The organism is Streptomyces canus 299MFChir4.1, from assembly GCF_000383615.1.
GTDB classification, from domain to species: domain Bacteria; phylum Actinomycetota; class Actinomycetes; order Streptomycetales; family Streptomycetaceae; genus Streptomyces; species Streptomyces canus_C.
In genome coordinates this window covers 572,878-599,239 of record NZ_KB911582.1, presented here as the reverse complement: position 1 = coordinate 599,239, position 26,362 = coordinate 572,878, and the positions used below count along the sequence as shown (strand labels likewise).

Below are 26,362 nucleotides of genomic sequence, written 5' to 3'. Positions count from 1 at the left end.
GGTCAGGGCATATGCATCCGGCAGGCGCCCCGGCCCGCTTCCGTGTCGCACGAGAGGTGTCTCACAGGGCGGATGAATTTCCGTACCGTCTGCCCAAATTGACCCCCCAGGTCTACTCTGGATTCGTGCCGGAGGACGTGGGGGGCACGCCGTTCCCTGACGGCTGGGAGCCCGACGACGACCACGACCGCGGGGTGTCGGACGAAGAGTTCGCCTCCGTGGTCTTCGACGAGGCCTTCGTACGGGCGGCCGTGGTGCACGAGCCGACCGCCGTCGAGCGCCTCCTGGCCGCGGCCCAGGCGAGAGCGGAGGCCTCCGAGGCCGAGGCCCGCCGCGCCCGCCCCAGAGCCGAGCGGTACGACGACGGCTACGGACCCGGCGGTTTCGGCCATGATCGCGAACTCGACGACCTGGAGGACACCGAGATCCTCGAAGGCCGCTACGGCGCCCCCGGGACGTACGGCAAACAGGTCCGCTGGCACCGCCCCGTCGCCTGGATGCTCGCCCTCGTGATGGGCATCGGCATGGTCGCGCTGGCTTTCACGGCGGTCTACCGGGGCTCCTCCTCCGGCAGCCGGGACCGGGTTCCGCCGCCCGCCTCGACCGGTCTGGAGCAGGGGAGCACGGTGACGCCCTCGGCGTCCGCCGACTACTCCCAGCCAGCCGCCTCCGCGGTCCCGCGAACTCCCTGACGATCCTGGTGAGAACCTGTCAGAACTTGTCGCACGGCGGGGCGTTTACCCGAGCTCCCCGAGACCTACCCTGAAGATATGGGAGGGCCAGGAGACCCACCTGAGGGGACACCCGAGGGCGGCCCCGTGGGTGGTGAGGACGAGTACCGATCCGTCGTCTTCGACGAGTCGTTCGTCCGCGCTGCCCGCCTTCAGGAGTACTCCGCGCAGGAGCGCATGTCCGACCACGCGCCCGCCGTCCGCCGCCGCCCGCCACTGCGCCGGGGACTGTCCCGGCAGGCGCTGATCCTGTTCCTGCTGATCGCCGTCGCCTTCGGCACCGCGATCTACATGGGTGTACGACACCCCTACCAGAACGCCGCGATCCGGCAGCCCGTCGAACCCCTGCGGATGACGGTCATCCCGCTGGCCCCCGAGGGCAGGGTCCCGGGGCACGCCGACGCCGAGTACCTGTACGCGCACAGCCCCGCCGCCCAGTTCCGCGTCGGCGCCGAGGGCATCCCGCTGCCCGCCTCCCGGCGCACCGCGCACTTCTCCGACAGCCAGGTCGTGTCCGCGCTGACCACCGCCAAGGATTACCTCGTGCGGTCCTCGCTCGACCCGGACGTCCTCGCCGGCGCCCAGGTCCGCTCCGTGCGCGTGCTCCTGGACACGGACCAACTCGACCAGTTCGACCAGAGTTTCGCCCACCCCGCCGCCGACGGGCGGCACGCGCCGACCGGCTGGCTGGTGCGCTTCGACCCCGCCGAGGCGCGGCTGGCCGACGGCAGGATCCGGGTGCAGGGGAGTCTCCAGGCCGCCGAGACCGACTCGTCGACGCTGGAGGTCACCGCGGACCACACGTTCGTGTACGCGCTGCGGGCCGCCGGCGCGGGCGCGGTCGCCAAGGGCGAGGTGTCGCTGTTCACCGTCCGGCGTGAGCTGCACTTCCGCTTCAACCGGGATGACCTGCGGATGCACACGGCCCAGCTGGTCGTGTCGTACGTCCAGGCCGGCCCGCTGTCCTGCGTGGAGGACTCCACGAACCGGCTGCACCCGCTGCTGGCCGGGCAGACCGCGAAGGCCGGCGGACCGGCCGGGACCGATCCCTACGCGACCGGCAGTGCCACGGCACTCTGCGGGTCGCTGGCCACCAGCGCGCAGCCGAAGGTGTGACCCGTGGGCACGAGGCCGTTCGCCGGCTGCGACCGTCGGGGCTGAGCGCGCCCACGCGGCGGAGCCGCGCATCCACGGCCCCGCACTCCTGTACGGAGCCGCGCATCGACACGGCCCCGCGCTCCTGTACGGAGTCTCAGCCCTCCTCGTTGTCCCGCGGCGGGTCCGTCGGGGGCTCGCCGTCCCGGGCTGCCGAGTTCGTGAAGCCGCCGAAACCCCTGCGCACCCTGCCGCCGAGGTCGCCCGCCCCGCCCGCGATGTCGCTGACCAGCTTCATCAGGGGGTCCTTGGAGCTCTTGACGTTGGTCGCGTAGCTCGCCGCCGACTCGCGGAAGGAGTCCGTGACCGAGGTGTCCTTGTCCTCCGTGCGGCGCGGGTAGTGGCCGTCCATGATCCGCTGGTAGTCGCGGGACTCGGCCCACTTCTTCAGCTCGGCAGCCCGCACGGTGGTGAAGGGGTGGGAGCGCGGCAGGACGTTCAGGATCTTCAGCACGGAGTCGCGCAGGTCACCGCCGGCCTCGTACTCCTCGGCCTGCTTCAGGAACGCGTCCACGTTCATCTCGTGCAGATGGTGACCGCCGGCCAGCTTCATCAGGCCGCGCATCGAGGCCCGCAGGTCCTGGCCGACCAGGAGGCCCGCCCGGTCCGCCGACAGCTCCGACTTGCGGAACCACTCGCGCAGCGCGGTCACGATCGCCATGATCGCCAGGTTGCCCAGCGGGATCCACGCGACCCTGAGGGCGAGACTGGTCAGGAACAGCAGGATGGTCCGGTAGACCGAGTGGCCGGACAGGGCGTGGCCCACCTCGTGGCCGACGACCGCCCGCATCTCCTCCTCGTCGAGCAGATCGACCAGACCCGTGGTGACCACGATGATCGGCTCGTCCAGGCCGATGCACATCGCGTTCGGCTGCGGGTCCTGGGTGACGTACATCGGCGGGACCTTCTCCAGGTCCAGGATGTAACAGGCGTCCCGCAGCATGTCGTTGAGGTACGCGAACTGCTGGTCGGAGACGCGCACCGAGTCGGACAGGAACAGCAGCCGCAGGCTCCGCTCGGGGAGCAGAGCGCTGAGTGCCTTGAAGACCGTGTCGAATCCGCTCAGCTTGCGCAGCGCCACCAGGGCGGAACGGTCGGCGGGGTGCTCGTAGGCACGCGAGGAGATACCCGGGAAACGCCTGCGCTGCCTGCTCGGCACGTGCTCGTGACCGTTGTTCTGATGGCCGTCGTCGGACATGTCTTCCCCCATGTGCGTCTTTGGCTGTGCCTCTTCGGCCTCTGTGATCCTTTGCGGACCCTTGTGAGGCCCTTTGCGCCCCCGAAGCAGAGCCCAGCCTAGGCGGAGATAGCGTGGACCGGCAGTACAGCGAAGGAGTCCACGTCATGGAGCACACCCGGGCCGCCTGGCTCACCGAGGCCGCGAGCGCCGCCGAGCAGCAAGGGTCCGGAAATCTGCTCCGGGTGGTACTGGTCGTGATGTTCCTGGGCTGTGCGTTCACCGCGTGGTTCGTGCTGAGGGGGTACAAGCGGAAGGACGACTGAGGAAGGGCGAAGGTTCCCCCGGTCCTGCGGGCGGCCCCCAATGGTGGAGTCGGCGTGATCGCCCTCACCGGGCCCGCATACGATGGACCGACGTCTTTATCCCGCCCACCGGATAGGTCCTGCCGAAGATGAGCTTCCACAGCACCGCTGCCCAGTTGGCCACCCTCGCCGCAGAGGGCGAGCACGGCGGCAACCACGAGAGCCTCGACCCCCTGGTGACCGGCGGCGCCGCGTTCCTCATCCTGCTGCTCCTGCTGTGGATCACCACCCGTTTCAACCGCGACCGCTGAGGCACCGAGCGCCCAAAGCGGGGCACTCCGGGCCTGCGCCGGCCGGGGTCCTCAGGACGGGCCGGTAGGGTCTGCACGCATGGGAGAGCAGGACATGCCTACCGGCCCGGGCAACAGCCCGTCGAACCCCGGCAAGCGCCGCATCGGTGTCATGGGCGGAACGTTCGACCCGATCCACCACGGGCACCTCGTGGCGGCCAGCGAGGTCGCCGCGCAGTTCCACCTGGACGAGGTGGTGTTCGTACCGACGGGCCAGCCGTGGCAGAAGACCCACCGCAACGTTTCCCCGGCCGAGGACCGCTATCTGATGACGGTCATCGCGACCGCCGAGAACCCGCAGTTCTCGGTCAGCCGCATCGACATCGACCGTGGTGGCCCGACCTACACCACGGACACCCTGCGCGACCTCAAGGCCCTCAACCCCGACACCGACCTCTTCTTCATCACGGGCGCGGACGCCCTCGGCCAGATCCTCACCTGGCGGGACGCGGAAGAGCTCTTCTCCCTCGCGCACTTCATCGGAGTCACCCGGCCCGGCCACACCCTGGCCGACCCCGGGCTCCCCGAGGGCGGCGTCTCGCTCGTCGAGGTCCCCGCCCTCGCCATCTCCTCCACCGACTGCCGGGCGAGAGTCGCCAAGGGCGACCCCGTCTGGTACCTGGTGCCGGACGGAGTCGTGCGTTACATCGACAAGCGCGAGCTGTACCGCGGCGAGTGAGCCGAGAGGGGCACCGGTGAACGACCGATACGACGCGGGCTACGGCGACGACCAGGAGAACCAGTACACGATCGTCGGCTACGACGACTACGGCCGGCCGGTGTACCAGCAGGTCCCGCCGCAACAGGCCCCGCAACAGCAGGCCCAGCAGCAGTACGACCCCTACGCCCAGCAGGGCTACGGCTACGACCCGTACGCCACGGGCCGACAGCAAGCCGCGCCGTACGACACGGGTTCCCAGAACCCCGTCCCGCCCTACGACCCCTACGGCGCCGGCGACACCGGTCAGCAGGCGCCCGTGCCGCCCTACGACCCGTACACCGACGGGGGCCGGCAGGGCGGCGGTCCGGCCACGCCGTACGACCCGTACGGCCGGGCCGCCGCGAGCGGCGGGCAGCCCCGGGTCGCCGAGCAGACCGCCTACATCCCGCAGCAGGGCGGGCCGGCCGGGGGGACACAGGCCGGACAGGCCTACCGCCCCGCGGGCGACGAGGGTCCCGTCGGAGCGGGCGGTGCCGGTGCGGGCCATGCCGGCGCGGAGGCCGCAGACGGGGACGAACGGCAGTACCACACCGCGCAGTTCGCGTTCGTCGAGGAGCCCGACACGGACTCCGAGGACGTCATCGACTGGCTCAACTTCACCGAGAACCGCACCGAGCGCCGCGAGGAGGCCAAGCGCCGCGCCCGCAGCCGGCTCGTCGCCCTCGTCGTCGTCCTCGCCCTGGTAGCGGCCGGCGGAGTCGGCTACCTCTGGTACGCCGGGAAGCTGCCCGGCCTGTCGGACACAAAGAGCAAGAAGGGCACCACGATCGCGGCGAGCGCCCAGAACCGCGACGTGATCGTCGTCCATCTGCACAACACCACCAAGGGCGGCACCTCCACGGCGCTGCTCGTCGACAACACCACCACCAAGCAGGGCACCACCGTCCTGATCCCCAACTCCCTCAACCTGACGGCCGACGACGGCTCCACGACGACCCTCGCCAAGTCCGTCGACGACGACGGCTCCTCCGGGACCGTCGACTCCCTCGACACCGTCCTCGGCACCGACATCGAGGGCACCTGGCGCCTGGACACGCCCTATCTGCAGAACCTGGTCGACCTCGTCGGCGACATCGACGTCGACACCAACGCCGCCGTACCCGATCCGGCCGCCACGAAGAAGGGTCAGGCGCCCCTGGTGAGCAAGGGGAAGGACCAGACGCTCAGCGGCAAGATGGCCGTCGCCTACGCCACCTACCGTGCCTCCGGCGAGGCGCAGAACGCCCAGCTGGAGCGGTTCGGCCAGGTCCTCCAGGGCGTCCTGCGCAAGCTGTCCTCCGACCCGGCGGCAGCGACCACCACCGTGCAGACCCTGGCCCAGATCCTCGACCCGTCCCTCACGGACAAGGACCTCGGCACCTTCCTCGCCAAGCTCGCCGACCTCGCCAAGAGCGGTGACTACAAGACCGCCCTGCTGCCCGTCCAGCAGGACGGCACCCTGAGCGCGGAGGCCGGCGCGAGTGTCGTCAAGGACGTCCTCGGCGGCAAGGCGAAGAGCCCCGACAAGGACGCGGCGGTGAGCGTCTCGGTCCAGAACGCCACCGGCACCAGGGACAACACCGAGAAGGCCCGCGTCGTCCTCCTCAACGGCGGCTTCACCTTCGTCGACGGCGGCACGCCCGCCTCGGCCCGGACCAGCTCCAAGGTCGTCTACGCCGACCCCGCCGACAAGGCGAACGCCACCGAGGTCGCCAAGACCCTCGGCCTGCCCACCAGCGCCGTCGGCAAGGGCACGATCGCATCGGGCGCCGACGTCTCCGTGGTCCTCGGCCAGGACTACACGCCGGACTCCTCGTCCTAGGCCCTGCTCCGGACCGCCGACACCACCCCATGTGCTCTCCGGCAGCACGTGGGGTGGTGTCGGCGGTCCGTGAGACCCTTGATGTCAACCGACCGACGACCGAAAGCCTTGTAGTGACCGCCACTGACCGTTCTCTCGAGCTCGTCAACACCGCCGCGCAGGCGGCCGCCGACAAGCTCGCCCACGATGTGATCGCCTACGACGTCAGCGACGTCCTCTCGATCACCGACGCCTTCCTGCTGGCGTCCGCACCCAACGACCGCCAGGTCAAGTCCATCGTCGACGAGATCGAGGAGCGGCTCTCGAAGGAGCTCGGCGCCAAGCCGGTGCGCCGCGAGGGCGACCGTGAGGCCCGCTGGGTCCTGCTCGACTACGTGGACATCGTCGTCCATGTCCAGCACAGCGAGGAGCGCGTCTTCTACGCCCTGGAGCGGCTGTGGAAGGACTGCCCCGAGCTGGAGCTGCCGGCCGACGCCAAGGCGACCCGCGGCAAGGCGCAGGAGCACGCCGAGCTCCGGGCCGAGGAGGACGACACCGAGTTCGGGGAGCCGCGTTGACCGCTCCCGCCGACCGCAAGGGCCGGGGCCGCCGCGTCATCCTGTGGCGGCACGGCCAGACCTCCTGGAACGTGGAGCGCCGCTTCCAGGGCACCACGGACGTCGAGCTCACCGAGACCGGCGTCGGCCAGGCCCGCCGCGCCGCCCGGCTGCTGGCCTCCCTCCAGCCCGACGCGATCGTCGCCTCCGACCTCCAGCGGGCCGCGAACACCGCCGCCGAGCTCGCCGCGCTCACCGGCCTGGAGGTGGCCCACGACGAGGGCCTGCGCGAGACCTACGCGGGCGTCTGGCAGGGGCTGACGCACGAGGAGATCATCGCCCGGTACGGCGAGGAGTACGCCGCGTGGAAGCGCGGTGAGCCGGTCCGCCGCGGTGGCGGTGAACTGGAGACCGAGGTGGCCGACCGCGCCGCCCCCGTCGTGCTCCGGCACACCGAGAAGCTCCCCGAGGACGGCACGCTCGTCGTGGTCAGCCACGGCGGCACGATCCGCACCACCATCGGCCGGCTGCTCGGCCTGGACTCCCGGCACTGGGAGAGCCTTGGCGGCCTCTCCAACTGCTGCTGGTCCGTCCTAGGCCAGGGCGCCCGCGGCTGGCGTCTCCTGGAACACAACGCGGGAACCCTCCCGGAGCCGGTGCTCGGCGACGACGACTGAGGGCTCCGGGAGGGCTCCGGACCGGATTTCACTTTCCGGCAGGTCGCAGGCTAAAGTTCTTCTTGTTCGCCCCGCGGAGCGGGGGGAACGTCCGGGGCTATAGCTCAGTTGGTAGAGCGCCTGCATGGCATGCAGGAGGTCAGGAGTTCAATTCTCCTTAGCTCCACAGATCGACACTCTGCGAGTTGTCGAAGATCGGTCGATGAGGATCCCGTCTCCTTCAGGAGGCGGGATCCTCTGTGTGTCCGCTCCGCGAGCTCCCTGCCCCGCCGGCTCACCGGGGCACACTGTTCTTGAACCGACTTGAGTCACTGGGCCCCTCTGAGGCGTATACCTCTCCGGAGGCGCTGTGAGCGTGCATGTTCGCGCTGGCCGGGACCGCCACGGTGGGCGCCGTGTCCGGACTGGTACTCAGGCGTCGCTGACCGTATTGGTCCGGCCGTGGCAGAATCAAACGGCCGGAAGGGGGCGCGGCCCGACGGGAGGGAGTAGTGATGCCTGCGAGCATCCTCGCGGAGGTCCGCCACCTCCGCGAAGCGGCGTCGACAAGGGACACGACGGTCCGCCTCATCTGCCCTTCCTGCGGTTCCGTCCACGTGGCCCAAGTACTCGGCGACAACGGCGGGGTCTCCTACGTGTGCACGGCCTGCGGCCACAGCTGGAGCTGATCGATGGGTGCACACAGGCGAAAATGCGACTGGTGCGGCAGCGGGACGCCGATCGTGCGGGACATGGAGCCGGTCAATCCCGACTACCAGTACTGGTGCGAGGAGTGCGCGCGGGCGCTGATCATAAAAGGCGACCCCATCGAGACGTACCGCGAACTGGAGGGTGAGCCGATCTACGGCCGTCTCCTCGAAGAACACTGCACGCTGAAGCGGTTCTACTCGTTCGTGACCGCGTGACGTCGTCCCTGCTGCCCGCAGGGAAACGATTTGGTGTTCCACCCGGTGGACCGTGTAATGTTGGCGTCGCCGCCAGGGAAACCGGGCGGAGCGCAGCACGGGGCTATAGCTCAGTTGGTAGAGCACCTGCATGGCATGCAGGGGGTCAGGAGTTCAAATCTCCTTAGCTCCACAAAGATCCCGCCAGATCATTCGATCCGGCGGGATTGTTGCGTTTCCAGGGGGAGTTGTTCGCATACGACGAAGGGGGCCGCCCGATCGCGGCCCGATCCCGGGCGGCCCCCTTCGTGACGTCGGCTCAGCGGCCCAGCGCACGCCTTCCGCGACCCTGGGAGAGGACCGGCAGGTTGCGGGCGGGACCCTTGTCGCGCGGGCTCTCCTCCTCCAGGCGCAGGGCGAGCGCGGGGCAGCGACGTACCGCGCGTAGTGCCTTCGCCTCGGCGTAGCGCGGCACCTGGGCCTGGGCGACCGTCGGGAACCCGTCGGCGCCGAGCTCGAAGACCTCCGGGAGGATGTCGGCGCACAGGCCGTGGCCCCGGCACAGCGTCCAGTCGACGTAGATCTTCTGACGGCTGGGGCCGTTCTCCTCGGCCTCGCCGCCGCCCGGGAGGCCCGTCGGCATCTTGCCGCCCTCGAAGAGCGGCAGAACGCCCTCCACAGGCCGTCCGCAGCCGTTGCCGAGCACATGCGCGGCCAGGTCGTCCGTGAACGCCTTGATGGTCGACTCCAGGAACATCGCGGAGCCGTCCGGGTGCGAGCACGCACCGCGCCGCTTCACGTTCTTGGCGACCTGCTTGAGCGCCTCCAGGGCGGCCGGACCGCCGCCGTTGAGGATGTCCTCCATGCCGCGCGCGGCGGCCGGCAGACCGAGGTAGCAGGGGCCGCACTGGCCCGCGCTCTCCTCGGCCAGCCACTGCGCCACCCGCAGCGACTCGCCCAGCGGACAGGTCTCCTGAGTGATCGGCAGGATCGCGCCGGCGCCGAGCGCCCCGCCCACCGCGTCCAGGGAGTTGCGGGAGACGATCGCCTCGTTGACGGTCGCCGCGTCGATCCACTTGCCGTGGTAGCCGCCGGTCAGCACGCCCTGCGGGACCGGCGGGGCGCCGGCCAACTGCAGGACGTAGCGCAGCGGTACGCCCGTGGGGACCTCGATCACCATGGGGCGCGCGACGGCGCCGGAGACCGTGAGCATGACGGTGCCCGGCTCGTCGTACAGACCGGTGTTGCCGTAGCGCTCCGGACCGATGCGGGCGGCGATCGCCAGCTGTGCGAAGGTCTCGGCGTTGGACAGCAGGGTCGGGGCGCCGCCGACGCCGTTCTGCGAGGCGCTGACCTTGCGGCCGGGCGGGATGGCCGGGCCGCCGTCGATGGAACGGATCAGCGAGGCCGCCGCTCCGGTAACCATGCGGACGGGATTGCGCTGCACGCGTGCGCGTAGCGCCGATCTGCGGCCGTTGCTGAGCCCGCGCTCGGCGAGGGCGGCCTCCATGGAGCGCTGGGTGGACTCCCGTGTGACCCCTATCACGAGCGTGCGGGCACCCAGGGCTTCGGCGGCCAGGAGGGCGCCGTCCAGGATGAGGTGCGGGGCACGGTTGATGAGCACCGTGTCCTTGCGGCAGGCGGGTTCGTCCTCGCTGCCGTTGACGACGACGACCGGCCGCACACCGCGCTTGATCGCCGCTTCGGCGACCGAGCGCAGCTTCTTGTGGAAGGGGAAGCCGGCACCGCCGCGCCCCTTCAGGTTGATGGCTTCGGAGAGCTTCGCGAGTTGCTCGCCGCCCATGGGTTCGAGCGGCCCGTGCACCTTCAGGTGCATGGGCAGGTCAAGTCGTTCGACAAGGTCGAAGCCCGACGTGAGTTGGGGAAGACCGACCACGCGGACTTCTGGTACGTCGGGCAGGGCCTCGTTCACCTATAGCCTCCGGAAGGCGTGTTCCAAGGTTCGCCCGATCCCGGTGAGTCGAAGTCGTACGACTGACCGGGCGTTGGATCAGTGGCGGGACCGCTGTTGTACGTGTCGTTCGGGTTGTACGTGCCGTACAGGGTGTTTGTCTCACCGGTGTCGCGTACATCACCCGAGAGATAGCTGGCCGTGCCCGAATTACCGCCATAGGTCGGGATGTTGTACCCCGTGTCCTGGAGCGGGTCGTAGGCCGAGGGGGGTGCTTCGCCGACCGGCGGCGGGGAGGGCACCGGCCAGCTGCCGGAGGTGCTGCCGCCGGGGTCCATGCGCGCGATGGGGTCGGTGGCGGCCTGCATGTCCATCGGCATGTCCATGCGAGCGGTCTGGCCGGTGTCGAAGGGCTGCTGTGCGCCCGGTGACATGGCGCGATAGGCGGCGGCGAACCCGCTGCCCGCCGGTTCCGGGGCCGGTGGGGCCTGGTAGGCGGGGATGGAGCCGGTCTGGGACAGGCCCTCGTAGCCCGGCAGGGCGGACTCCGAGCGCCGACCGGCGGACTCGGGTGCCCTGCGGCTCTCGCGGCCCGGTGCGGCGCTCTCCGCGGCCCTCCTGGCCCGGCTGGCCTCCAGCTCCTCGCGGCCCGGTCGCTCCTCGGCGCCCAGGAGCATGGCGACCCGGTCGGTGATCTTGCGCTTGAACGGGCGCGGTGCCGAGCGCAGGGCGAGGGCCGCTATGACGCCGAGCACGCAGAGCGCGTACATGTAGGTGAAGATCGGGGCCTTCACCGCGCGGCCCGCGTACAGGCCGTGGATCAGCCCGGCGCACCAGGCCGGGTAGGCCAGCATGTGCATCGCGCGCCAGCGGGCCGCGACCGGCGCCGGGGACGCGAACCGGTTGCGCAGGGCGCCGGTGATGCCGACGAAGATCATGAGCTGGCCGGCCAGCGTGCCGAGACCTATGAGGCCTCCGCTGCTGCTGAAGCCGAGCCCGAACGGGATGAACGCGGCGATCCACGTCGTGTGGTCGAGGGTCAGTTTGATGCCGATGTGCAGCAGAAGGAACGAGATCGAGCCCACGGCGGTGATCCGGTGCACGCCCTGGGCGACGATCCGCTGCCGGGTGTTGAGGATCAACCGGTCCTGCGCGACCAGCCCCCAGATCACGGAGCAGGTGAGGAGGACAAGCGTCACCACGCCCGCCCCGAAGTTGAGGAAGTCCTGGAGCCAGACACCTCCGTACACCACGACCAGAGGGATGGCCAGCAGGAAGACGGCCGTCGCCACCCCGTAGGCCGACCGGCCCGTCCTGGGGAGCGTGCTGCTGTTACTGCGAGGGTTCATGGGGGCAACTCCGAGCGGTTCGGGAAGGCGGTCCCGCTGCCGCACTCTAAGTGGCGCCATACCGATGGGTACGGCGTTTGAGTTATTGCGTTGTTATCAAACGGCCGTGGGGCTGTTGCGATGCCCCTTAGTAACTGTTACGCGAAGTAATCATTGACCTTGGTTCGGTTCCTGTCGGATCGGACGGTGCGCTCGACTGCGGCGGCGAGTGCGGCACCCGGTGCCAAAGAGGCATACGTAAGTTCGTCGCGGCTTGCTCAACGGCTGCGGTACTCTGACGCCATGCGTGCCGTACGCCTTCTGCTTAGCGAGCCGCGCTGATCAGTCCCGACCACCGGTGAAGACGTGGTCGGAATCGGCGCGGCGTCCCCTCCTGTGCGAGGGGTTTTTTCATTTGGTGGATGTAGCAGCCGGATGACACAGCCGCTGGCAGAGACGATCGATGGAGCTTTGAGGACCATGAGCGAGACGAACCCCGCAGCCCCCGCCGAGGTGGCCGCGCCGCACCGCTACACGGCCGCCGTCGCGGCCGAGATCGAGGCACGCTGGCAGGACTTCTGGGACACCGACGGCACCTACGCGGCACCCAACCCCAAGGGTGACCTGGCGGGTGACCCCGAGCTGGTCGCCAAGCCCAAGAAGTTCATCATGGACATGTTCCCCTATCCCTCGGGCGCGGGCCTGCACGTCGGCCACCCGCTGGGCTACATCGCCACCGACGTCTTCGCCCGCTTCCAGCGGATGACCGGCCACAACGTCCTGCACACCCTGGGCTTCGACGCCTTCGGCCTGCCCGCCGAGCAGCACGCCGTGCAGACCGGCGAGCACCCCCGGGTCACCACCGAGGCCGCCATCAACAACATGAAGTCCCAGCTGCGCCGGCTGGGCCTGGGCCACGACAAGCGCCGGTCGTTCGCCACGATCGACCCGGACTACTACAAGTGGACCCAGTGGATCTTCCTGCAGATCTTCAACTCCTGGTACGACGACCAGGCGAAGAAGGCCCGCCCGATCTCCGAGCTGGTCGCCGCGTTCGAGTCCGGTGAGCGCGCGGTTCCCGGGGGCCGCTCCTGGGCCGCCCTGTCCGCCGCCGAGCGTGCCGACGTCCTGGGCGAGTACCGCCTGGCGTACGCCTCCGAAGCGCCCGTCAACTGGTGCCCGGGCCTGGGCACCGTGCTGGCCAACGAGGAGGTCACCGCCGACGGCCGCTCCGAGCGCGGCAACTTCCCGGTCTTCAAGGCCAAGCTGCGCCAGTGGAACATGCGGATCACCGCCTACGCCGACCGTCTCCTGGACGACCTGAACGAGCTGGACTGGCCCGAGGCCATCAAGCTGCAGCAGCGCAACTGGATCGGCCGCTCCGAGGGCGCCCGCGTCGACTTCCCGATCGACGGCGAGGCGATCACGGTCTTCACCACGCGCCAGGACACCCTGTTCGGCGCGACCTACATGGTGCTGGCCCCCGAACACCCGCTGGTGGAGAAGTTCACCCCGGCCGCCTGGCCCGAGGGCACGCACGACGTGTGGACCGGCGGTCACGCCACCCCGGCCGAGGCCGTCGCCGCCTACCGCGCGCAGGCCGCCTCCAAGTCGGACGTCGAGCGCCAGGCCGAGGCCAAGGACAAGACCGGCGTCTTCACCGGCGCGTTCGCGACCAACCCGGTCAACGGCGAGCAGATCCCCGTCTTCATCGCCGACTACGTCCTGATGGGCTACGGCACCGGCGCGATCATGGCCGTACCGGCGCACGACACGCGTGACTTCGCCTTCGCGCGCGCCTTCGAGCTGCCGATCCGCTGCGTGGTCGAGCCCAGCGACGGCCGGGGCACCGACGCCTCCACCTGGGACGACGCCTTCGCCTCGTACGACGCCAAGATCGTGAACTCGCACGGCGCGGACATCTCCCTGGACGGCCTGGGCGTGACCGAGGCCAAGGCGCGCATCACCGAGTGGCTGCAGAGCAAGGGCATCGGCGAGGGCACCGTCAACTTCCGGCTGCGCGACTGGCTGTTCAGCCGCCAGCGCTACTGGGGCGAGCCCTTCCCGATCGTCTACGACGAGGACGGCATCGCCCACTCGCTGCCCGAGTCGATGCTGCCGCTGGAGCTGCCCGAGGTCGAGGACTACTCGCCGCGCACCTTCGACCCGGACGACGCGGACACCGAGCCCGAGACGCCGCTGTCGCGCAACGAGGACTGGGTCAACGTCACGCTGGACCTGGGCGACGGCCGCGGTCCGCGCCGGTACCGCCGTGAGACCAACACCATGCCCAACTGGGCCGGTTCCTGCTGGTACGAACTGCGCTACCTGGACCCGCACAACAGCGAGCAGCTGGTCGACCCCGAGATCGAGCGCTACTGGATGGGCCCGCGCGAGGGACAGCCGCACGGCGGTGTCGACCTGTACGTCGGCGGCGCCGAGCACGCCGTGCTGCACCTGCTGTACGCGCGCTTCTGGTCCAAGGTCCTGTTCGACCTGGGGCACGTCTCGTCGGCCGAGCCCTTCCACAAGCTGTTCAACCAGGGCATGATCCAGGCCTTCGTCTACCGCGACAGCCGGGGCTTCCCGGTGCCGGCCACCGAGGTCGAGGAGCGCGACGGCCAGTTCTTCTATGCGGGCGAGCAGGTCAAGCGCGAGCTGGGCAAGATGGGCAAGTCCCTGAAGAACGCCGTCACCCCCGAGGCGATCTGCGAGGAGTACGGCGCCGACACCCTGCGCCTGTACGAGATGGCGATGGGCCCGCTGGACGTCTCCCGACCGTGGGACACGCGCGCGGTGGTCGGACAGTACCGCCTGCTGCAGCGGCTGTGGCGCAACATCGTCGACGAGGCCACCGGAGAGGTGACCGTCGTCGACGCCGAGCCCGACGAGACCACGCTGCGGGCCCTGCACAAGGCGATCGACGGGGTGCGCCAGGACCTGGAGGGGCTGCGCTTCAACACGGCCATCGCCAAGGTCACGGAGCTGAACAACCACCTGACCAAGGCGGGCGGCCCGGTCGCGCGCCCGGTCGCCGAGGCGCTGGTGCTGCTGATCACGCCGCTGGCCCCGCACATCGCCGAGGAGCTGTGGCGCAGGCTGGGCCACACCGGCTCGGTCGTCCACCAGGACTTCCCGGTCGCCGACCCGCGGTACGTCGTGGACGAGACCGTGACCTGCGTGGTCCAGGTCAAGGGCAAGGTCAAGGCCCGCCTGGAGGTCTCGCCTGCCATCTCCGACGACGAGCTGGAGAAGGTCGCGCTGGCCGACGAGAAGGTCGTGGCGGCGCTGGACGGAGCGGGCATCCGCAAGGTGATCGTGCGGGCGCCGAAGCTCGTGAACATCGTTCCGGCGTAGTGCCTGGCCGGCGCCGTGCGCCGGATTTCGTCTCGGCCCCCTAGGGGGTGCGTGAGGGCAGGTTCGGGGTTCCCGCGGAACTCCGGGCCTGCCCGTTGCGTTTACCGTGGAAGAGCGGCGCGGGCAGTGCCGCGCCGGTCGGAGGAGGAGCGTTGTGGAAGCAGTGATCGCGATCGTGGCCCTGCTTTTCGTGCTCTTCGTGGCTCTCGGCGCCTACGCCACGGTGAAGGTGGTCGGTGCCGCCAAGCGCGGAGTGGACCGCACCATCACCCAGGCCCGGCGCACGGTCGAGGACCACACTCTGCGCGCCAAGTCCTTCGCCCAGCTCGGCCCGGCGGGCGAGCTGGCCCAGCTCCGGCTCAAGCTGCGCACCTCGATGCGGGCGACCCAGGACGCGCTCCACGCGGGCGCGGCCGGGGACGAGTCCCTGAAGGAGTCCCTCGGCCTCTTCCAGCGGCTCAGCGCGCACGGCCACGAGCTGGACGGCGAACTCAAGCGCCTGGAGTCCGAGCCCGACCGTGCGAAGCTCGCCGAGCGCCTGCCGGACCTGCGGGAGCGCACCGAGCGCATCACACAGTCGGCCGACTCCCTGCGCTGGGCGGCACGCGACCGCGCCCACCGCTTCGCCGGCGACGACCTGGACACCCTGAGCGCGCAGATCGACGTCGAGTCGGGCGCCCTGCGGCACTGGACGAAGACAGAGCCCGCCGCGACACCGCCCCCGTGGCCCGAGGCCCCCGCGGCCGACGCCGGCCCCGGGCAGCAGACCTGGCCCGAGACGCCCCGCTCCCGCACCGCCGAGGAACCGACGCGGCCCGCCATCACCCCTCCGGGCCCGCGCCCCACCTACCCCTGGCAGAAGAAACCCCGTCCCGAGAGCACGACTTGATCCCCGCACGGCAGCCCTGGGTGTCAGGGGCCGGGCTGCCACCCGGACGCAACGGCAGGTAACCTCCAGCTCATGTCCCGCCATGTCGCGATCGTCACGGATTCAACGGCCTACCTGCCGCAGGGGACGATGGAGCGGCACGGCATCACAGCGGTACCCCTGACCGTGGTCCTCGGTGACCGGGCGCTGGAAGAGGGCACCGAGATCACCGCACGGTCGCTGGCCCAGGCGCTCCAGAAGCGACGCCCCGTCACCACCTCGCGACCCAGCCCGCAAACCTTCGCGGAGCACTACCGCAAGGTCGCCGAGTCCGGCGCGACCGGCATCGTCTCGCTGCATCTGTCCGCCGAACTCTCCGGCACCTATGACGCCGCGGCCATGGCGGCACGTGAGGCGCCGGTGCCGGTGCACGTCGTCGACACCGGCATGATCGCCATGGCTCTCGGGTTCTGCGCGCTCGCCGCCGCCGAGACCGCGGAGACGGGCGGCACGATGGACGAGGCCGTCACGGCCGCGGAGAAGCGGGCCGCGGGCACGTCCGCCTACTTCTACGTCGACACCCTCGACTATCTGCGCCGCGGAGGCCGGATCGGGGCCGCGCAGGCCCTCCTCGGTTCCGCGCTCGCCGTCAAGCCCCTGCTGAAGCTCGTCGGCGGGCGGATCGAGCCCCTGGAGAAGGTGCGGACGGCGTCCAAGGCCATCGCCCGCCTGGAGGAGATCGCCGCGGACCGGGCCGGCAGCGGACCGGTCGACATCGCCGTCCACCATCTGTCGGCCCCCGACCGGGCGTCGGCCCTCGCGGACCGCCTCCGGGCGCGGGTGACCGGACTTGCCGACCTGCATGTGAGCGAGGTCGGGGCGGTGATCGGGGCGCACACGGGCCCCGGGCTGCTGGGGGTCGTGGTCTCGCCGCGGTGACTTGGGGCGCCAGGTCATGCGTTGGGTGGATTTGCGGGTCTTGGATTTGTGGGTCCGTCACTCGTTCGGGTGGCGGGGTTTTCCACAACCGGTGGGTAATCCCCGGGAATTGACCAAGATCATCGCGAGAGCGCGGACGTGTCCGATCCTCGGCGCATGGCACTTCGATCACGCTCACGTACAGCGACGGCGACCAGCGGGCCGGGCCGCGGTCCCCTCTCCGACGGACGCTCCCGGCACCGTCGACCGTCGGCCACCCGGGGCAGGGGCAGGGGCAGGGTCCGGCATCGGCATGCCGCCTCGGCGGACGAACTCCAGCGGCGGGCGGAGGTGCTCTTCGCCGAACGGGCGGGGGAGCGTAGGGACTCGGGCAAGGGACCGCCGTCGGATCGGTTGGATCGGTCGCGTCAGCCGGGTGTGGACGACGGGGAGGTGGAGGTCGGTTCGGAGCGGCTGGAGGCTGTCGGGGCTGTCGATGTCGCCGAGTCCGTCGACGTGGCTGAGGCCGGGTCGGCCTCCGAATCGGTCGGGTACGTGGAGAGGGCTCCTCGGTGGGTGGGTGCTGCCGAGGAGGGCCGGGGGGATGGTGGTTCCGCGGAGGGGGTTCGGCCTGACGACGGTCCTCGGGAAGAGGGTTGGCTGGACGCCGACAGGAGTAGTGGCGGCTGGCGGGGCAGCGCCGACGGGAGCGGGGACTGGCGGGAACGGGTCGGGCTGGCTCTGCGGGAGCGGATGCCGGTGTGGCTGCAGACGCGGTGCGGGCTGGAGCGGCGGAACGTGGTCGCGCTCTCGGTACTGCTGGTCGTGGCCGCGGTGTTCGCCCTCCAGCATTTCTGGACGGGCCGGACGCAGTCCGTCCAGGCGCCCGAAGTGGTGCGCGCGGCGGCCCCGTTCTCGCAGAGCGGTACGGAGAGCGGGCAGACCGGAGTAGGTGGACGGCGACGTGCGGCCGAGGCGGCCGTCCCGGGCGGGGTCTCGAACGCGGCCGGTGCGCCCGGAGCCGAGATCGTCGTGGACGTCGGTGGAAAGGTCCGCGAGCCCGGGATCCAGCGGTTGCCGGCCGGTTCGAGGGTCGCCGACGCGTTGAAGGCGGCCGGTGGTGTGCGCCCGGGCACGAACACCGACACGCTCAACCGCGCGCGCTTCCTCGTGGACGGCGAGCAGGTGCTCGTCGGCGGCCCGCCCGCACCCGCACCCCCGCCGGGCACGGGCGGTCCCGCCGGTACGGCGGCGGCTCCCGTCTCCTTGAACACGGCCACCGTGGACCAGCTCGACACCCTGCCCGGGGTCGGCCCCGTGCTGGCCCAGCACATCGTCGACTACCGCACCCGGCACGGCGGCTTCCGTTCGGTGGACGAACTGCGTGAGGTCAACGGCATCGGCGACCGCCGCTTCGCCGATCTGCGGAATCTCGTACGGCCATGAGGGACGACTCGCGGGCCGGGCGGAGGAGTGAGGACGAGGCGCGGGCACGGGCAGCCGTGCACGCCGTCTCAGGGAAGCGGCTCGGGGACGCTCACCCGCGGCAGGAAGGGCCTACGGATCTGCGGCTGGTACCGGCGGCGCTCGCGGCCTGGGGCACGGCCGCCGTGACCCTGGACGCGTCCCCGGGGTGGGCGATGGGGGTGGTCGCGGGCTGTCTGGGGCTCGCCTGCGTGCTGTTGGCGGGACGTTGGGGCAGGGTGCGGGGCCTCGGTGGGGGCGGCCGGGTGCCCGTCGCCGCCGTGCTGCTCTGTGTCGCGGCGGCCGCCGCCTCCGCCGCTCTGCACGGAGCCGATCTGCGGCGGGGGCCGGTGCCCGCGCTGGCCCGGCAGTACGCCACCGTGACCGCCGAGGTCCAGGTGACCTCCGACCCCCGGCTGACCCGCCCCCGGATCACGGGGGACCACGCGGCTCCGACCGCAGTCGTCATCGGCGCCGACGTCCGGCGGGTGGAGACGGCGGACGGGAGGGCGGTGGCGACACGTGCGCCGGTGCTGTTGATCGTCGACGCCCGCGCGGGGGCCGACTCGGGCACACAGGTGGGGGCCGCCGGTCGTCCCGGGAGCGGCGGGGTGACGTCCGGCCCGACGCCCGCCGTGGAGGGTCCCGCTCGATCGCCCTGGCTCGGGTTGTTGCCGTCCACGCGGGTGCGGGTCACCGCGCGTGCCGCGCCGGCGCTGATGGGGGGTGACCGGGTCGCGGCCGTACTGCGGGTGCGGGACCGGGGAGGGCCCGAGGTCGTGGCGGAGGCGTCGGGGACGCAGCGGTTCGCGGGGCGGTTGCGGGCAGGGTTGCGGCAAGCCACCGACGGGTTGCCGGCGGATGCCCGGGCCCTGTTGCCGGGGCTGGTCGTCGGGGACACGGCGCGGATCACTCCCGAGTTGGACGAGGCATTCAAGGAGACCGACCTCGCGCACACGCTCGCCGTCTCCGGCAGCAACCTCACGATCCTGCTCGCCCTGCTCATCGGACCGCCCGGACTCGCCCCACTCGTCGAGCGACGGGGACTGGCGCCCCGCCTCGGGGTGTCGCTGCGGGCGACCGCACTGCTCGGCGGCGGGCTCACACTGGGATTCGTCGTGGTGTGCCGACCGGACCCGAGCGTGCTGCGAGCCGCGGCCTGCGGAGCCGTCGCACTGCTCGCCCTCGCGACCGGACGCCGCAGATCACTGATCCCGGCGCTGGCGACGGCCGTACTGCTGCTGGTGCTGTACGACCCGTGGCTGGCCCGCAGTTACGGCTTCCTGCTCTCCGTGCTGGCCACCGGGGCCCTGCTGGCGCTCGCGCCGCGCTGGAGCCTGGCGTTGCGCCGACGCCGGGTGCCGCCGCGGTTGGCCGAGGCGTGGGCCGCTGCTGCCGCCGCGCAGGCTCTGTGCGCGCCGGTGGTCGCCGTGCTGTCGGCGCGGGTGAGCCTGGTGGCGGTGCCGTGCAATCTGCTCGTGGAGTTCGCGGTCGCCCCGGCCACGGTGCTGGGCTTCGCGGCGCTGGCGACGGCACCCGTGGCGATGCCGGTGGCCAAGGTGCTGGCCTGGTGCGCGAGTTGGCCCGCCGGGTGGATCGCGGACGTCGCCCGGACCGGGGCGTCGCTGCCCGGCGGGGGAGTGGACTGGCCGGGCAGCTGGACGGGGGCGGCGCTGCTCGCTCTCCTCACCGGGATCCTGCTGCTCGTCGGGCGGCGGTTGCTGAGACATCCCTGGTGGTGTGCGGGCTGCGCGCTGGTGTTCGTGCTGGCGGTCGTGCAGCCGCCACCGCTGGCCCGGGTGATCACGGGGTGGCCACCGCCGGGCTGGCGGCTGGCGATGTGCGACGTGGGCCAGGGCGACGCGATGGTGCTGGCGGCCGGTGAGGCCACGGGCGTGGTCGTGGACGCCGGACCCGATCCGGCTCTCGTCGACGGCTGTCTGCGCACGCTCGGCATCACCAAGGTGCCGCTCGTGGTGCTGACCCACTTCCACGCCGACCATGTGGCGGGGCTGGCCGGGGTGCTGCGGGGCCGTTCGGTGGGGGCGATCGAGACGACGGGACTGGAGGAACCGGTGGACCAGGCCGAGTCCGTACGGCGGGAGGCGGCGGCCCGGCGCATCCCGGTGACGCGTGCCGTGGCCGGGGAGGAGCGGCGTACGGGGGCCCTGGCCTGGGAGGTGCTGTGGCCGCCGGGGAATCCGGCGGTGCCGGCGTCGGACGGGCCCAACGACGCCAGCGTCACGCTGCTCGTACGGTCGGCCGGGCTGCGCTTCCTCCTGCTCGGTGACCTCGAACCCCCCGCGCAGCAGGAGCTGTTGAGATCACCTGCGGGTGCGCGGCTGGCCGGGGTGGACGTCCTCAAGGTCGCTCACCATGGTTCGGCCTACCAGGACCCCGAGCTGATACGCCGGGCCGCCCCGCGGCTCGCGCTCATCTCCGTCGGCGCCGACAACTCCTACGGCCACCCGGCTCCCGGTACGGTCGCCGCGCTGCGGGCCGGGGGAGCGGTGGTGCTGCGGACGGACCGGGACGGGGCGCTGGCGGTCGCCGGGAGGGGCGGCCGAAACGATGGTGGCGCGGACAGCCATGACGCTGAGGGTGGCGCGGGCGGTGGGGAGCTGTGGGTGGCGCGAGACTGGAGGCATGAATCCCACACAGGTTGACGCATATCTCCGCCGCCTGGGAGTCCAGCACCCGGCGTGGCCCACGGTGGAGGTCCTGCGGGAACTGCATCTGCGCCATCTGCAGACCGTGCCCTTCGAGAACCTGTCGGTGCACCTCGGCGAGGAGATCGTGCTGGAGGAGGAGCGGCTGGTGGAGAAGGTGGTGGGCGCCCGGAGGGGAGGGTTCTGTTACGAACTGAACGGGGCGTTCGGGGCGTTGCTGGCCGCGCTCGGCTTCGATGTCACGCTGTTCGCGGGCCGGGTGTACGGCGACGAGGGGCGGCTCGGGATCCCGTACGACCATCTCGCGCTGCGGGTACGGACGGTGGACGGAGGCGAGTGGCTGGCCGACGTCGGGTTCGGGGCGCACAGTCACTACCCGCTGGCGTTCGGGGCGCGGGGTGAGCAGGAGGACCCCGGGGGCACCTTCCGGATCGTCGAGGCGGGACCCGACGCGGCGGGGGTGCGGAGCGGGGACGGTGCGGTGAAGAAGGGAGGGGGTGACGCCGCGGATCTGGATGTCGTCGTGGGCGGCAGGAGTCAGTACCGGCTGGAGGTGAGGCCCCGGGTGCTCGGTGACTTCGTGGCCGGGGCCTGGTGGCACAGCACCTCGCCGGCCTCGCACTTCACGCAGTCCCTGGTGTGTTCGAGGGTGACGGAGGACGGCGGGCGGATCACGCTCAGCGGGCGCGTCTTCAAGGTGACAGCTGCCGACGGTGCGCGGGAGGAACGGGAGTTGGAGACGGACGAGGAGGTGCTGGAGGTGTACCGGAAGAAGTTTGGTATGGAGCTCGGCCGGGTGCCGACGGTGCGGAAGGCAGGCCGTCACGGCTGATCCGGTCCGGTTTCCGAGCCCGGCGGTAGTGCGGATTCCGGGCTGGGGCCCGCCGCCTGGAAAATGGTGCCGTGAGTGATGTGAGACATGTGCTGGTGCTGCCCGATCGAGATGCCGCGGAGGAGGTCGTGGAGGCGCTCTCGGAGCGGTTCGGGGTGGATGAGGAGCCGCAGGTCGTTCGGGACGCGTTGGCGGGGGAGGACGACGCGGAGGACGCGCAGTGGCTGGTGGTGCTGCGGGACGCGGCGGGGCGGTTGGATCCCAAGGAACTGGAGGAGTTCGTGGGGGAGTGGGACGGGTGGCGGGAGGAGCCGTGATGCGGCGGTCCGGGAGGCACCGGAGCCCGCGGCAACGGCGCTGTCAGTGCCCCGTGCCATGCTGTACGCGATGGCCAAGAAGACTGCTCATGACGACCTCCTCGCCCCTGTGACCCTTGCCGTGGGGCAGGAGGAGCTGCTGCTCGACCGGGCTGTGCAGGAGGTGGTCGCCGCTGCTCGGGCCGCTGACGCGGACACGGACGTGCGGGATCTGACCTCGGACCAGTTGCAGCCGGGGACCCTTGCCGAGTTGACCAGTCCGTCGTTGTTCGCGGAGCGCAAGGTCGTGGTCGTGCGCAACGCGCAGGATCTGTCCGCCGACACCGTCAAGGACGTGAAGGCGTATCTCGGGGCGCCCGCCGAGGAGATCACCCTCGTGTTGCTGCACGCGGGGGCGGCGAAGGGCAAGGCGCTGCTCGACGCCGCGCGGAAGGCGGGGGCGCGCGAGGTCGCCTGCCCGAAGATGACCAAGCCGGCGGACCGGCTGGCCTTCGTGCGGCAGGAGTTCCGGGCGACCGGGCGGTCCGCCACGCCTGAAGCGTGTCAGGCGCTGGTCGACGCGATCGGGAGCGATCTGCGGGAGTTGGCGTCCGCCGTGTCGCAGCTGGTCGCCGATGTCGAGGGGACGATCGACGAGGCCGTCGTGGGGCGGTACTACACCGGGCGGGCCGAGGCTTCCAGCTTCACCGTCGCCGACCGGGCCGTGGAGGGGCGGGCCGCGGAGGCGTTGGAGGCGTTGCGGTGGTCGTTGTCGACCGGGGTCGCACCGGTCATGATCACCAGTGCGCTGGCGCAGGGCGTGCGGGCCATCGGGAAGCTGTCGTCGGCTCGGGGCGGCCGGCCCGCGGATCTGGCGCGTGAACTGGGCATGCCGCCGTGGAAGATCGACCGGGTGCGGCAGCAGATGCGCGGATGGACGCCGGACGGTGTCGCCGACGCGCTGCGGGCCGTGGCCGAGGCGGACGCCGGGGTGAAGGGCGGAGGGGACGATCCCGAGTACGCCCTGGAGAAGGCCGTCGTGGCGATCGCTCGGGCGGCCCGGTCCCGGGGACGGGGTTAGCGGCGCGAGCCGGAGCCCGCCTGTGCGTGCCTGTGTTTGGACGGGGGCGCGCCGTCGGGGGTGACCCGTGGTGGCGTATTGCAGTAGTCCGCCTGCGCCGTTCGTCGTGGCCGGCCGCGCGGTTCCCCGCGCCCTCTCGGGCGCGGAAGTGGCTCCCCCCGCTCCCCGGGAGGACAATCGTTCCTGTCAGCCGAACATCGCCGGACAGCGGAGAGGTGGCGGTCGTCATGGCTGAACATCCGCACGCAGTGCTCATTCGTAAGGGGTACGAGGCGTTCTCCCGAGGGGATATGGACACCCTGCGGGAGCTGATCGCGAAGGACGCCACGCATCACGTGCCCGGTAGTCATCCCCTTTCGGGGGACTACAAGGGGCAGGACGCGATCATCGACATGTATCAGAAGCTCGGGGAGGAGACCGGCGGGTCGATGCGTCTGGAGATGCTCGGGATCGCCGTCGACGGGCGTGGGCACGCCGTCGGGATGAGCCGGGTGACGGCCGAGCGGCGGGGCAAGCACCTGGACGACACCGGATGCATCGTCTTCCGCATCGTCGGGGACAAGGTCACCGACCTCGACGAGTGTCTTGAGGACATCGACAAGAGCAATGAGTTCTGGGCGGAGTGAGCACACGGACACCGCAGGACACAGGACGCAGGACGCATGACGAGGACCCCGGTCATCCCGCCCTGGGGAAGGGCGAGCGCACCGGGGTCCTCGGTTCAAGCTGTCGGAGTCACGCCCGCGTGGCGAACGCAGGCCGCGCGTGGCTCCTGGGAGCCGGTCGGGAGCGGATGAGAGAGGGCCCGCTCTGGGTCCTTCCGGCGGTTCGGCCCCGTGGAACGGGACCGGTCAGATCAGAGAAGTAAGGCTTAGAGACCCGCGACCTTCGAAGCAAGCGCCGACTTCTTGTTGGCGGCCTGGTTCTTGTGGATGACGCCCTTGGAGACGGCCTTGTCGAGCGCGCGCGCAGCAGCGCGGTTCAGCTCGGTGGCCTTCTCGACGTCACCCGCGGCAGCGGCCTCGCGGGCCTTGCGGATCGCGGTCTTCAGGGAGGACTTGACGGCCTTGTTGCGCAGCCGGGCCTTCTCGTTGGTCTTGATCCGCTTGATCTGGGACTTGATGTTCGCCACGAATGAGCCTCTACAGGTTCAGGCACGGAGCCAGGAGGATTCCGAGCAGAAGAGCAAGGAAGACCCCGGTCCCGCACCAGGTGATTTCTTGGAGTTGTGCCTCGTGCTGAGAGGGCAGGAGACACAGCCACCCAGACTACCAGCGGCCCCGCGAGTGGCCCAAACCGGTCGCCGGTCCCCGCCCGTGGGACCATGGAGGCTACGTATCGATCCGACCCGAGACCGCAGACACTGCGGACGCCTCAAGAATCAGGACCCTGCGTGCCCGCGATCCCCAGCCACGTGCCCGAGCCGAGCCGTACCGACCCGGCTCTGATCCGCAATTTCTGCATCATCGCGCACATCGACCACGGCAAGTCCACGCTCGCCGACCGGATGCTCCAGCTGACCGGCGTGGTCGAGCAGCGCCAGATGCGTGCTCAGTACCTCGACCGCATGGACATCGAGCGTGAGCGCGGAATCACGATCAAGTCGCAGGCCGTGCGGCTGCCCTGGGCCCCGAACACGGGCCCCGACCAGGGCAGCACGCACATCCTCAACATGATCGACACTCCGGGGCACGTCGACTTCACCTACGAGGTCTCGCGGTCGCTCGCCGCCTGCGAGGGGACCGTCCTCCTCGTCGACGCCGCCCAGGGCATCGAGGCCCAGACCCTCGCCAACCTCTACCTGGCGATGGAGAACGACCTCAAGATCATCCCCGTACTGAACAAGATCGACCTGCCGGCCGCCCAGCCGGAGAAGTTCTCCGAGGAGCTCGCCAACCTCATCGGCTGCGACCCCGAGGACGTGCTCAAGGTCTCCGCCAAGACCGGTGTGGGTGTCGACGCCCTGCTCGACAGGGTCGTACGGGAGATTCCGGCGCCCGTCGGCGTCAAGGACGCCCCGGCCCGCGCGATGATCTTCGACTCGGTCTACGACTCCTACCGCGGTGTCGTGACGTACGTCCGTGTCATCGACGGCCAGCTCAGCAAGCGCGAGCGCATCAAGATGATGTCGACGGGCGCCACGCACGAGCTGTTGGAGATCGGGACGAACTCGCCGGAGATGCTGTCCGCCGACGGCCTCGGGGTCGGCGAGGTGGGCTATCTGATCACCGGTGTGAAGGACGTCCGCCAGTCCAAGGTCGGTGACACCGTCACCAGCCAGCAGAAGGGGGCCACGGAGGCGCTCGGGGGGTACAAGGACCCGAAGCCCATGGTCTTCTCCGGTCTGTATCCGCTGGACGGCTCCGACTACCCAGAGCTGCGCGAGGCCCTCGACAAGCTCCAGCTCAACGACGCCGCACTGGTCTACGAGCCGGAGACGTCCGCCGCGCTGGGGTTCGGCTTCCGTGTCGGCTTCCTCGGGCTGCTGCACCTTGACGTGATCCGCGAGCGTCTGGAGCGCGAGTTCGGGCTCGACCTCATCGCCACCGCGCCCAACGTGGTCTACCGGGTCCTCATGGAGGACGGCACCGAGCACGTCGTCACCAACCCGAGCGAGTTCCCCGAGGGCAAGATCAACGAGGTGTACGAGCCCGTCGTACGCGCCACGATCCTCGCGCCCACCGAGTTCATCGGCTCGATCATGGAGCTGTGCCAGACCCGGCGCGGCACCCTGCTCGGCATGGACTACCTCTCCGAGGACCGGGTCGAGATCCGCTACACGCTCCCCCTCGCGGAGATCGTCTTCGACTTCTTCGACCAGCTGAAGTCGAAGACGCGCGGCTACGCCTCGCTGGACTACGAGCCCACCGGCGAGCAGACCTCCAGCCTGGTCAAGGTCGACATCCTGCTGCACGGCGACAAGGTGGACGCGTTCTCCGCGATCACCCACAAGGACGCGGCCTACGCCTACGGGGTGCGGCTCGTCGCCAAGCTGCGCGAGCTCATCCCGCGGCAGGCCTTCGAGGTGCCCATCCAGGCCGCCATCGGCTCCCGGGTCATCGCCCGCGAGACCATCCGCGCCATCCGCAAGGACGTCCTCGCCAAGTGCTACGGCGGTGACATCTCCCGTAAGCGGAAGCTGCTCGAGAAGCAGAAGGAAGGCAAGAAGCGGATGAAGATGGTGGGTTCCGTGGAGGTTCCGCAGGAGGCCTTCATCGCGGTGCTCTCCAGCGATGACAGCGCGGGGTCGGGCAAGGGCAAGAAGTAACCGCGGGTAACACCCGGTTACCCGTCGAATCG

Annotated in this window: 24 protein-coding genes, 2 tRNA genes and 1 pseudogene; 23 read left to right on the top strand and 4 right to left on the bottom strand. The window is 70.6% G+C overall.

All coding sequences use genetic code 11. The features are described from left to right. The first annotated feature begins 125 nt into the window (after positions 1–125). Positions 126–692 (top strand): SCO2584 family spore wall biosynthesis protein, encoded by a 567-nt coding sequence (locus tag H293_RS0102700; RefSeq protein WP_028807488.1) that lies wholly within the window; start codon positions 126–128, stop codon positions 690–692. Between the two features lie 78 nt (positions 693–770). Beyond that, positions 771–1,847 carry an SCO2583 family membrane protein gene (locus tag H293_RS0102695; protein ID WP_028807487.1) on the top strand — a complete coding sequence of 359 codons (1,077 nt, stop codon included), beginning with the start codon at positions 771–773 and terminating at the stop codon, positions 1,845–1,847. Positions 1,848–1,983: 136 nt separating this feature from the next. Here H293_RS0102695 and H293_RS0102690 read toward each other — a convergent pair whose 3' ends face one another. Next, positions 1,984–3,084, bottom strand: a complete 1,101-nt coding sequence (locus H293_RS0102690) for a M48 family metallopeptidase (protein WP_028807486.1) — start codon at positions 3,082–3,084, stop codon at positions 1,984–1,986. 146 nt (positions 3,085–3,230) lie between these two features. On the opposite strand from H293_RS0102690, the gene H293_RS59060 reads away from it, so the two are divergent. The 11 genes and pseudogenes from H293_RS59060 to H293_RS0102640 all read left to right on the top strand — a co-directional run bounded on the left by H293_RS59060 (position 3,231) and on the right by H293_RS0102640 (position 8,530). Beyond that, on the top strand, positions 3,231–3,389 hold the full coding sequence (locus tag H293_RS59060) for a hypothetical protein (protein ID WP_020116337.1): 159 nt from the start codon (positions 3,231–3,233) through the stop codon (positions 3,387–3,389). Between the two features lie 128 nt (positions 3,390–3,517). Then, entirely contained in the window at positions 3,518–3,679 is a 162-nt protein-coding gene (locus H293_RS59055; RefSeq protein WP_020116336.1) for a hypothetical protein, read from the top strand. A 79-nt stretch (positions 3,680–3,758) separates the two neighbouring features. Further along, a complete protein-coding gene (gene nadD, locus H293_RS0102675) occupies positions 3,759–4,397 on the top strand; it encodes a nicotinate-nucleotide adenylyltransferase (RefSeq protein WP_020116335.1) in 639 nt (212 codons plus the stop codon). A 16-nt stretch (positions 4,398–4,413) separates the two neighbouring features. Continuing rightward, entirely contained in the window at positions 4,414–6,240 is a 1,827-nt protein-coding gene (locus H293_RS0102670; protein ID WP_020116334.1) for an LCP family protein, read from the top strand. A 113-nt stretch (positions 6,241–6,353) separates the two neighbouring features. Further along, positions 6,354–6,797 (top strand): ribosome silencing factor, encoded by a 444-nt coding sequence (gene rsfS, locus H293_RS0102665; protein WP_020116333.1) that lies wholly within the window; start codon positions 6,354–6,356, stop codon positions 6,795–6,797. After that, entirely contained in the window at positions 6,794–7,453 is a 660-nt protein-coding gene (locus H293_RS0102660; RefSeq protein WP_020116332.1) for a histidine phosphatase family protein, read from the top strand. The genes rsfS and H293_RS0102660 overlap by 4 nt, the downstream gene beginning before the upstream one ends. Before the next feature lie 93 nt (positions 7,454–7,546). Then, positions 7,547–7,619, top strand: a tRNA-Ala gene (locus tag H293_RS0102655). A 115-nt stretch (positions 7,620–7,734) separates the two neighbouring features. After that, positions 7,735–7,878 (top strand): annotated as a pseudogene (locus H293_RS59810) (MFS transporter); the annotation flags it as partial. A gap of 69 nt (positions 7,879–7,947) precedes the next feature. Continuing rightward, on the top strand, positions 7,948–8,121 hold the full coding sequence (locus tag H293_RS57025) for a hypothetical protein (RefSeq protein WP_020116331.1): 174 nt from the start codon (positions 7,948–7,950) through the stop codon (positions 8,119–8,121). 3 nt (positions 8,122–8,124) lie between these two features. Then, the gene (locus tag H293_RS0102645) at positions 8,125–8,358 is read left to right on the top strand and encodes a hypothetical protein (RefSeq protein WP_003976229.1); all 234 of its coding nucleotides are present in this window, start codon (positions 8,125–8,127) and stop codon (positions 8,356–8,358) included. A gap of 99 nt (positions 8,359–8,457) precedes the next feature. Then, positions 8,458–8,530 (top strand) — tRNA-Ala (locus H293_RS0102640). A gap of 126 nt (positions 8,531–8,656) precedes the next feature. Here H293_RS0102640 and H293_RS0102635 read toward each other — a convergent pair. Together H293_RS0102635 and H293_RS0102630 are read right to left on the bottom strand one after the other, a co-directional pair. Next, a complete protein-coding gene (locus tag H293_RS0102635; protein WP_020116329.1) occupies positions 8,657–10,270 on the bottom strand; it encodes an NADH-quinone oxidoreductase subunit NuoF family protein in 1,614 nt (537 codons plus the stop codon). Further along, complete coding sequence (locus H293_RS0102630; protein ID WP_259294406.1) at positions 10,267–11,598, bottom strand: ferric reductase-like transmembrane domain-containing protein; 1,332 nt, start codon at positions 11,596–11,598, stop codon at positions 10,267–10,269. The genes H293_RS0102635 and H293_RS0102630 overlap by 4 nt, the downstream gene beginning before the upstream one ends. Positions 11,599–12,057: 459 nt before the next feature. Here H293_RS0102630 and leuS point away from each other — a divergent pair, with 459 nt between their 5' ends. The 9 genes from leuS to H293_RS0102585 all read left to right on the top strand — a co-directional run bounded on the left by leuS (position 12,058) and on the right by H293_RS0102585 (position 23,688). Then, complete coding sequence (gene leuS, locus H293_RS0102625) at positions 12,058–14,934, top strand: leucine--tRNA ligase (RefSeq protein WP_020116327.1); 2,877 nt, start codon at positions 12,058–12,060, stop codon at positions 14,932–14,934. Positions 14,935–15,088: 154 nt separating this feature from the next. Beyond that, positions 15,089–15,823, top strand: a complete 735-nt coding sequence (locus H293_RS0102620; RefSeq protein ID WP_020116326.1) for a hypothetical protein — start codon at positions 15,089–15,091, stop codon at positions 15,821–15,823. A gap of 72 nt (positions 15,824–15,895) precedes the next feature. Continuing rightward, positions 15,896–16,741: a DegV family protein gene (locus tag H293_RS0102615; protein ID WP_020116325.1), complete on the top strand. Its 846-nt coding sequence runs from the start codon at positions 15,896–15,898 to the stop codon at positions 16,739–16,741. Positions 16,742–17,158: 417 nt separating this feature from the next. Then, positions 17,159–18,166 (top strand): ComEA family DNA-binding protein, encoded by a 1,008-nt coding sequence (locus tag H293_RS61305; RefSeq protein ID WP_397895335.1) that lies wholly within the window; start codon positions 17,159–17,161, stop codon positions 18,164–18,166. Then, positions 18,163–20,850 carry a ComEC/Rec2 family competence protein gene (locus H293_RS0102605; protein ID WP_078612503.1) on the top strand — a complete coding sequence of 896 codons (2,688 nt, stop codon included), beginning with the start codon at positions 18,163–18,165 and terminating at the stop codon, positions 20,848–20,850. Before H293_RS61305 ends, H293_RS0102605 begins: the two co-directional genes overlap by 4 nt. Further along, the gene (locus tag H293_RS0102600) at positions 20,831–21,685 is read left to right on the top strand and encodes an arylamine N-acetyltransferase family protein (protein ID WP_028807485.1); all 855 of its coding nucleotides are present in this window, start codon (positions 20,831–20,833) and stop codon (positions 21,683–21,685) included. The genes H293_RS0102605 and H293_RS0102600 overlap by 20 nt, the downstream gene beginning before the upstream one ends. Before the next feature lie 71 nt (positions 21,686–21,756). Then, positions 21,757–22,002 carry a hypothetical protein gene (locus H293_RS0102595; protein WP_033415108.1) on the top strand — a complete coding sequence of 82 codons (246 nt, stop codon included), beginning with the start codon at positions 21,757–21,759 and terminating at the stop codon, positions 22,000–22,002. Positions 22,003–22,072: 70 nt separating this feature from the next. Then, complete coding sequence (gene holA, locus H293_RS0102590; protein WP_199790121.1) at positions 22,073–23,062, top strand: DNA polymerase III subunit delta; 990 nt, start codon at positions 22,073–22,075, stop codon at positions 23,060–23,062. 227 nt (positions 23,063–23,289) lie between these two features. Further along, positions 23,290–23,688 carry a nuclear transport factor 2 family protein gene (locus tag H293_RS0102585; protein WP_028807484.1) on the top strand — a complete coding sequence of 133 codons (399 nt, stop codon included), beginning with the start codon at positions 23,290–23,292 and terminating at the stop codon, positions 23,686–23,688. 245 nt (positions 23,689–23,933) lie between these two features. Here H293_RS0102585 and rpsT read toward each other — a convergent pair whose 3' ends face one another. Further along, positions 23,934–24,194 (bottom strand): 30S ribosomal protein S20, encoded by a 261-nt coding sequence (rpsT, locus tag H293_RS0102580; RefSeq protein WP_020116318.1) that lies wholly within the window; start codon positions 24,192–24,194, stop codon positions 23,934–23,936. A 261-nt stretch (positions 24,195–24,455) separates the two neighbouring features. On the opposite strand from rpsT, the gene lepA reads away from it, so the two are divergent. Next, positions 24,456–26,330, top strand: coding sequence for a translation elongation factor 4 (gene lepA, locus H293_RS0102575; RefSeq protein ID WP_020116317.1), 1,875 nt, complete (start codon positions 24,456–24,458; stop codon positions 26,328–26,330). Positions 26,331–26,362: the final 32 nt, after the last annotated feature.

What these genes read in the sequence shown, in the direction of transcription:
- H293_RS57025 (WP_020116331.1), top strand. Translation starts at nt 7,948, where the DNA reads ATGCCTGCGAGCATCCTCGCGGAGGTCCGCCACCTCCGCGAAGCGGCG.
- H293_RS0102630 (WP_259294406.1), bottom strand. Translation starts at nt 11,598, where the DNA reads ATGAACCCTCGCAGTAACAGCAGCACGCTCCCCAGGACGGGCCGGTCG.
- holA (WP_199790121.1), top strand. Translation starts at nt 22,073, where the DNA reads ATGGCCAAGAAGACTGCTCATGACGACCTCCTCGCCCCTGTGACCCTT.
- H293_RS0102645 (WP_003976229.1), top strand. Translation starts at nt 8,125, where the DNA reads ATGGGTGCACACAGGCGAAAATGCGACTGGTGCGGCAGCGGGACGCCG.
- H293_RS0102600 (WP_028807485.1), top strand. Translation starts at nt 20,831, where the DNA reads ATGAATCCCACACAGGTTGACGCATATCTCCGCCGCCTGGGAGTCCAG.
- nadD (WP_020116335.1), top strand. Translation starts at nt 3,759, where the DNA reads ATGGGAGAGCAGGACATGCCTACCGGCCCGGGCAACAGCCCGTCGAAC.
- leuS (WP_020116327.1), top strand. Translation starts at nt 12,058, where the DNA reads ATGAGCGAGACGAACCCCGCAGCCCCCGCCGAGGTGGCCGCGCCGCAC.
- H293_RS59055 (WP_020116336.1), top strand. Translation starts at nt 3,518, where the DNA reads ATGAGCTTCCACAGCACCGCTGCCCAGTTGGCCACCCTCGCCGCAGAG.
- H293_RS0102615 (WP_020116325.1), top strand. Translation starts at nt 15,896, where the DNA reads ATGTCCCGCCATGTCGCGATCGTCACGGATTCAACGGCCTACCTGCCG.
- H293_RS0102690 (WP_028807486.1), bottom strand. Translation starts at nt 3,084, where the DNA reads ATGTCCGACGACGGCCATCAGAACAACGGTCACGAGCACGTGCCGAGC.
- H293_RS59060 (WP_020116337.1), top strand. Translation starts at nt 3,231, where the DNA reads ATGGAGCACACCCGGGCCGCCTGGCTCACCGAGGCCGCGAGCGCCGCC.
- H293_RS0102605 (WP_078612503.1), top strand. Translation starts at nt 18,163, where the DNA reads ATGAGGGACGACTCGCGGGCCGGGCGGAGGAGTGAGGACGAGGCGCGG.
- H293_RS0102695 (WP_028807487.1), top strand. Translation starts at nt 771, where the DNA reads ATGGGAGGGCCAGGAGACCCACCTGAGGGGACACCCGAGGGCGGCCCC.
- H293_RS0102585 (WP_028807484.1), top strand. Translation starts at nt 23,290, where the DNA reads ATGGCTGAACATCCGCACGCAGTGCTCATTCGTAAGGGGTACGAGGCG.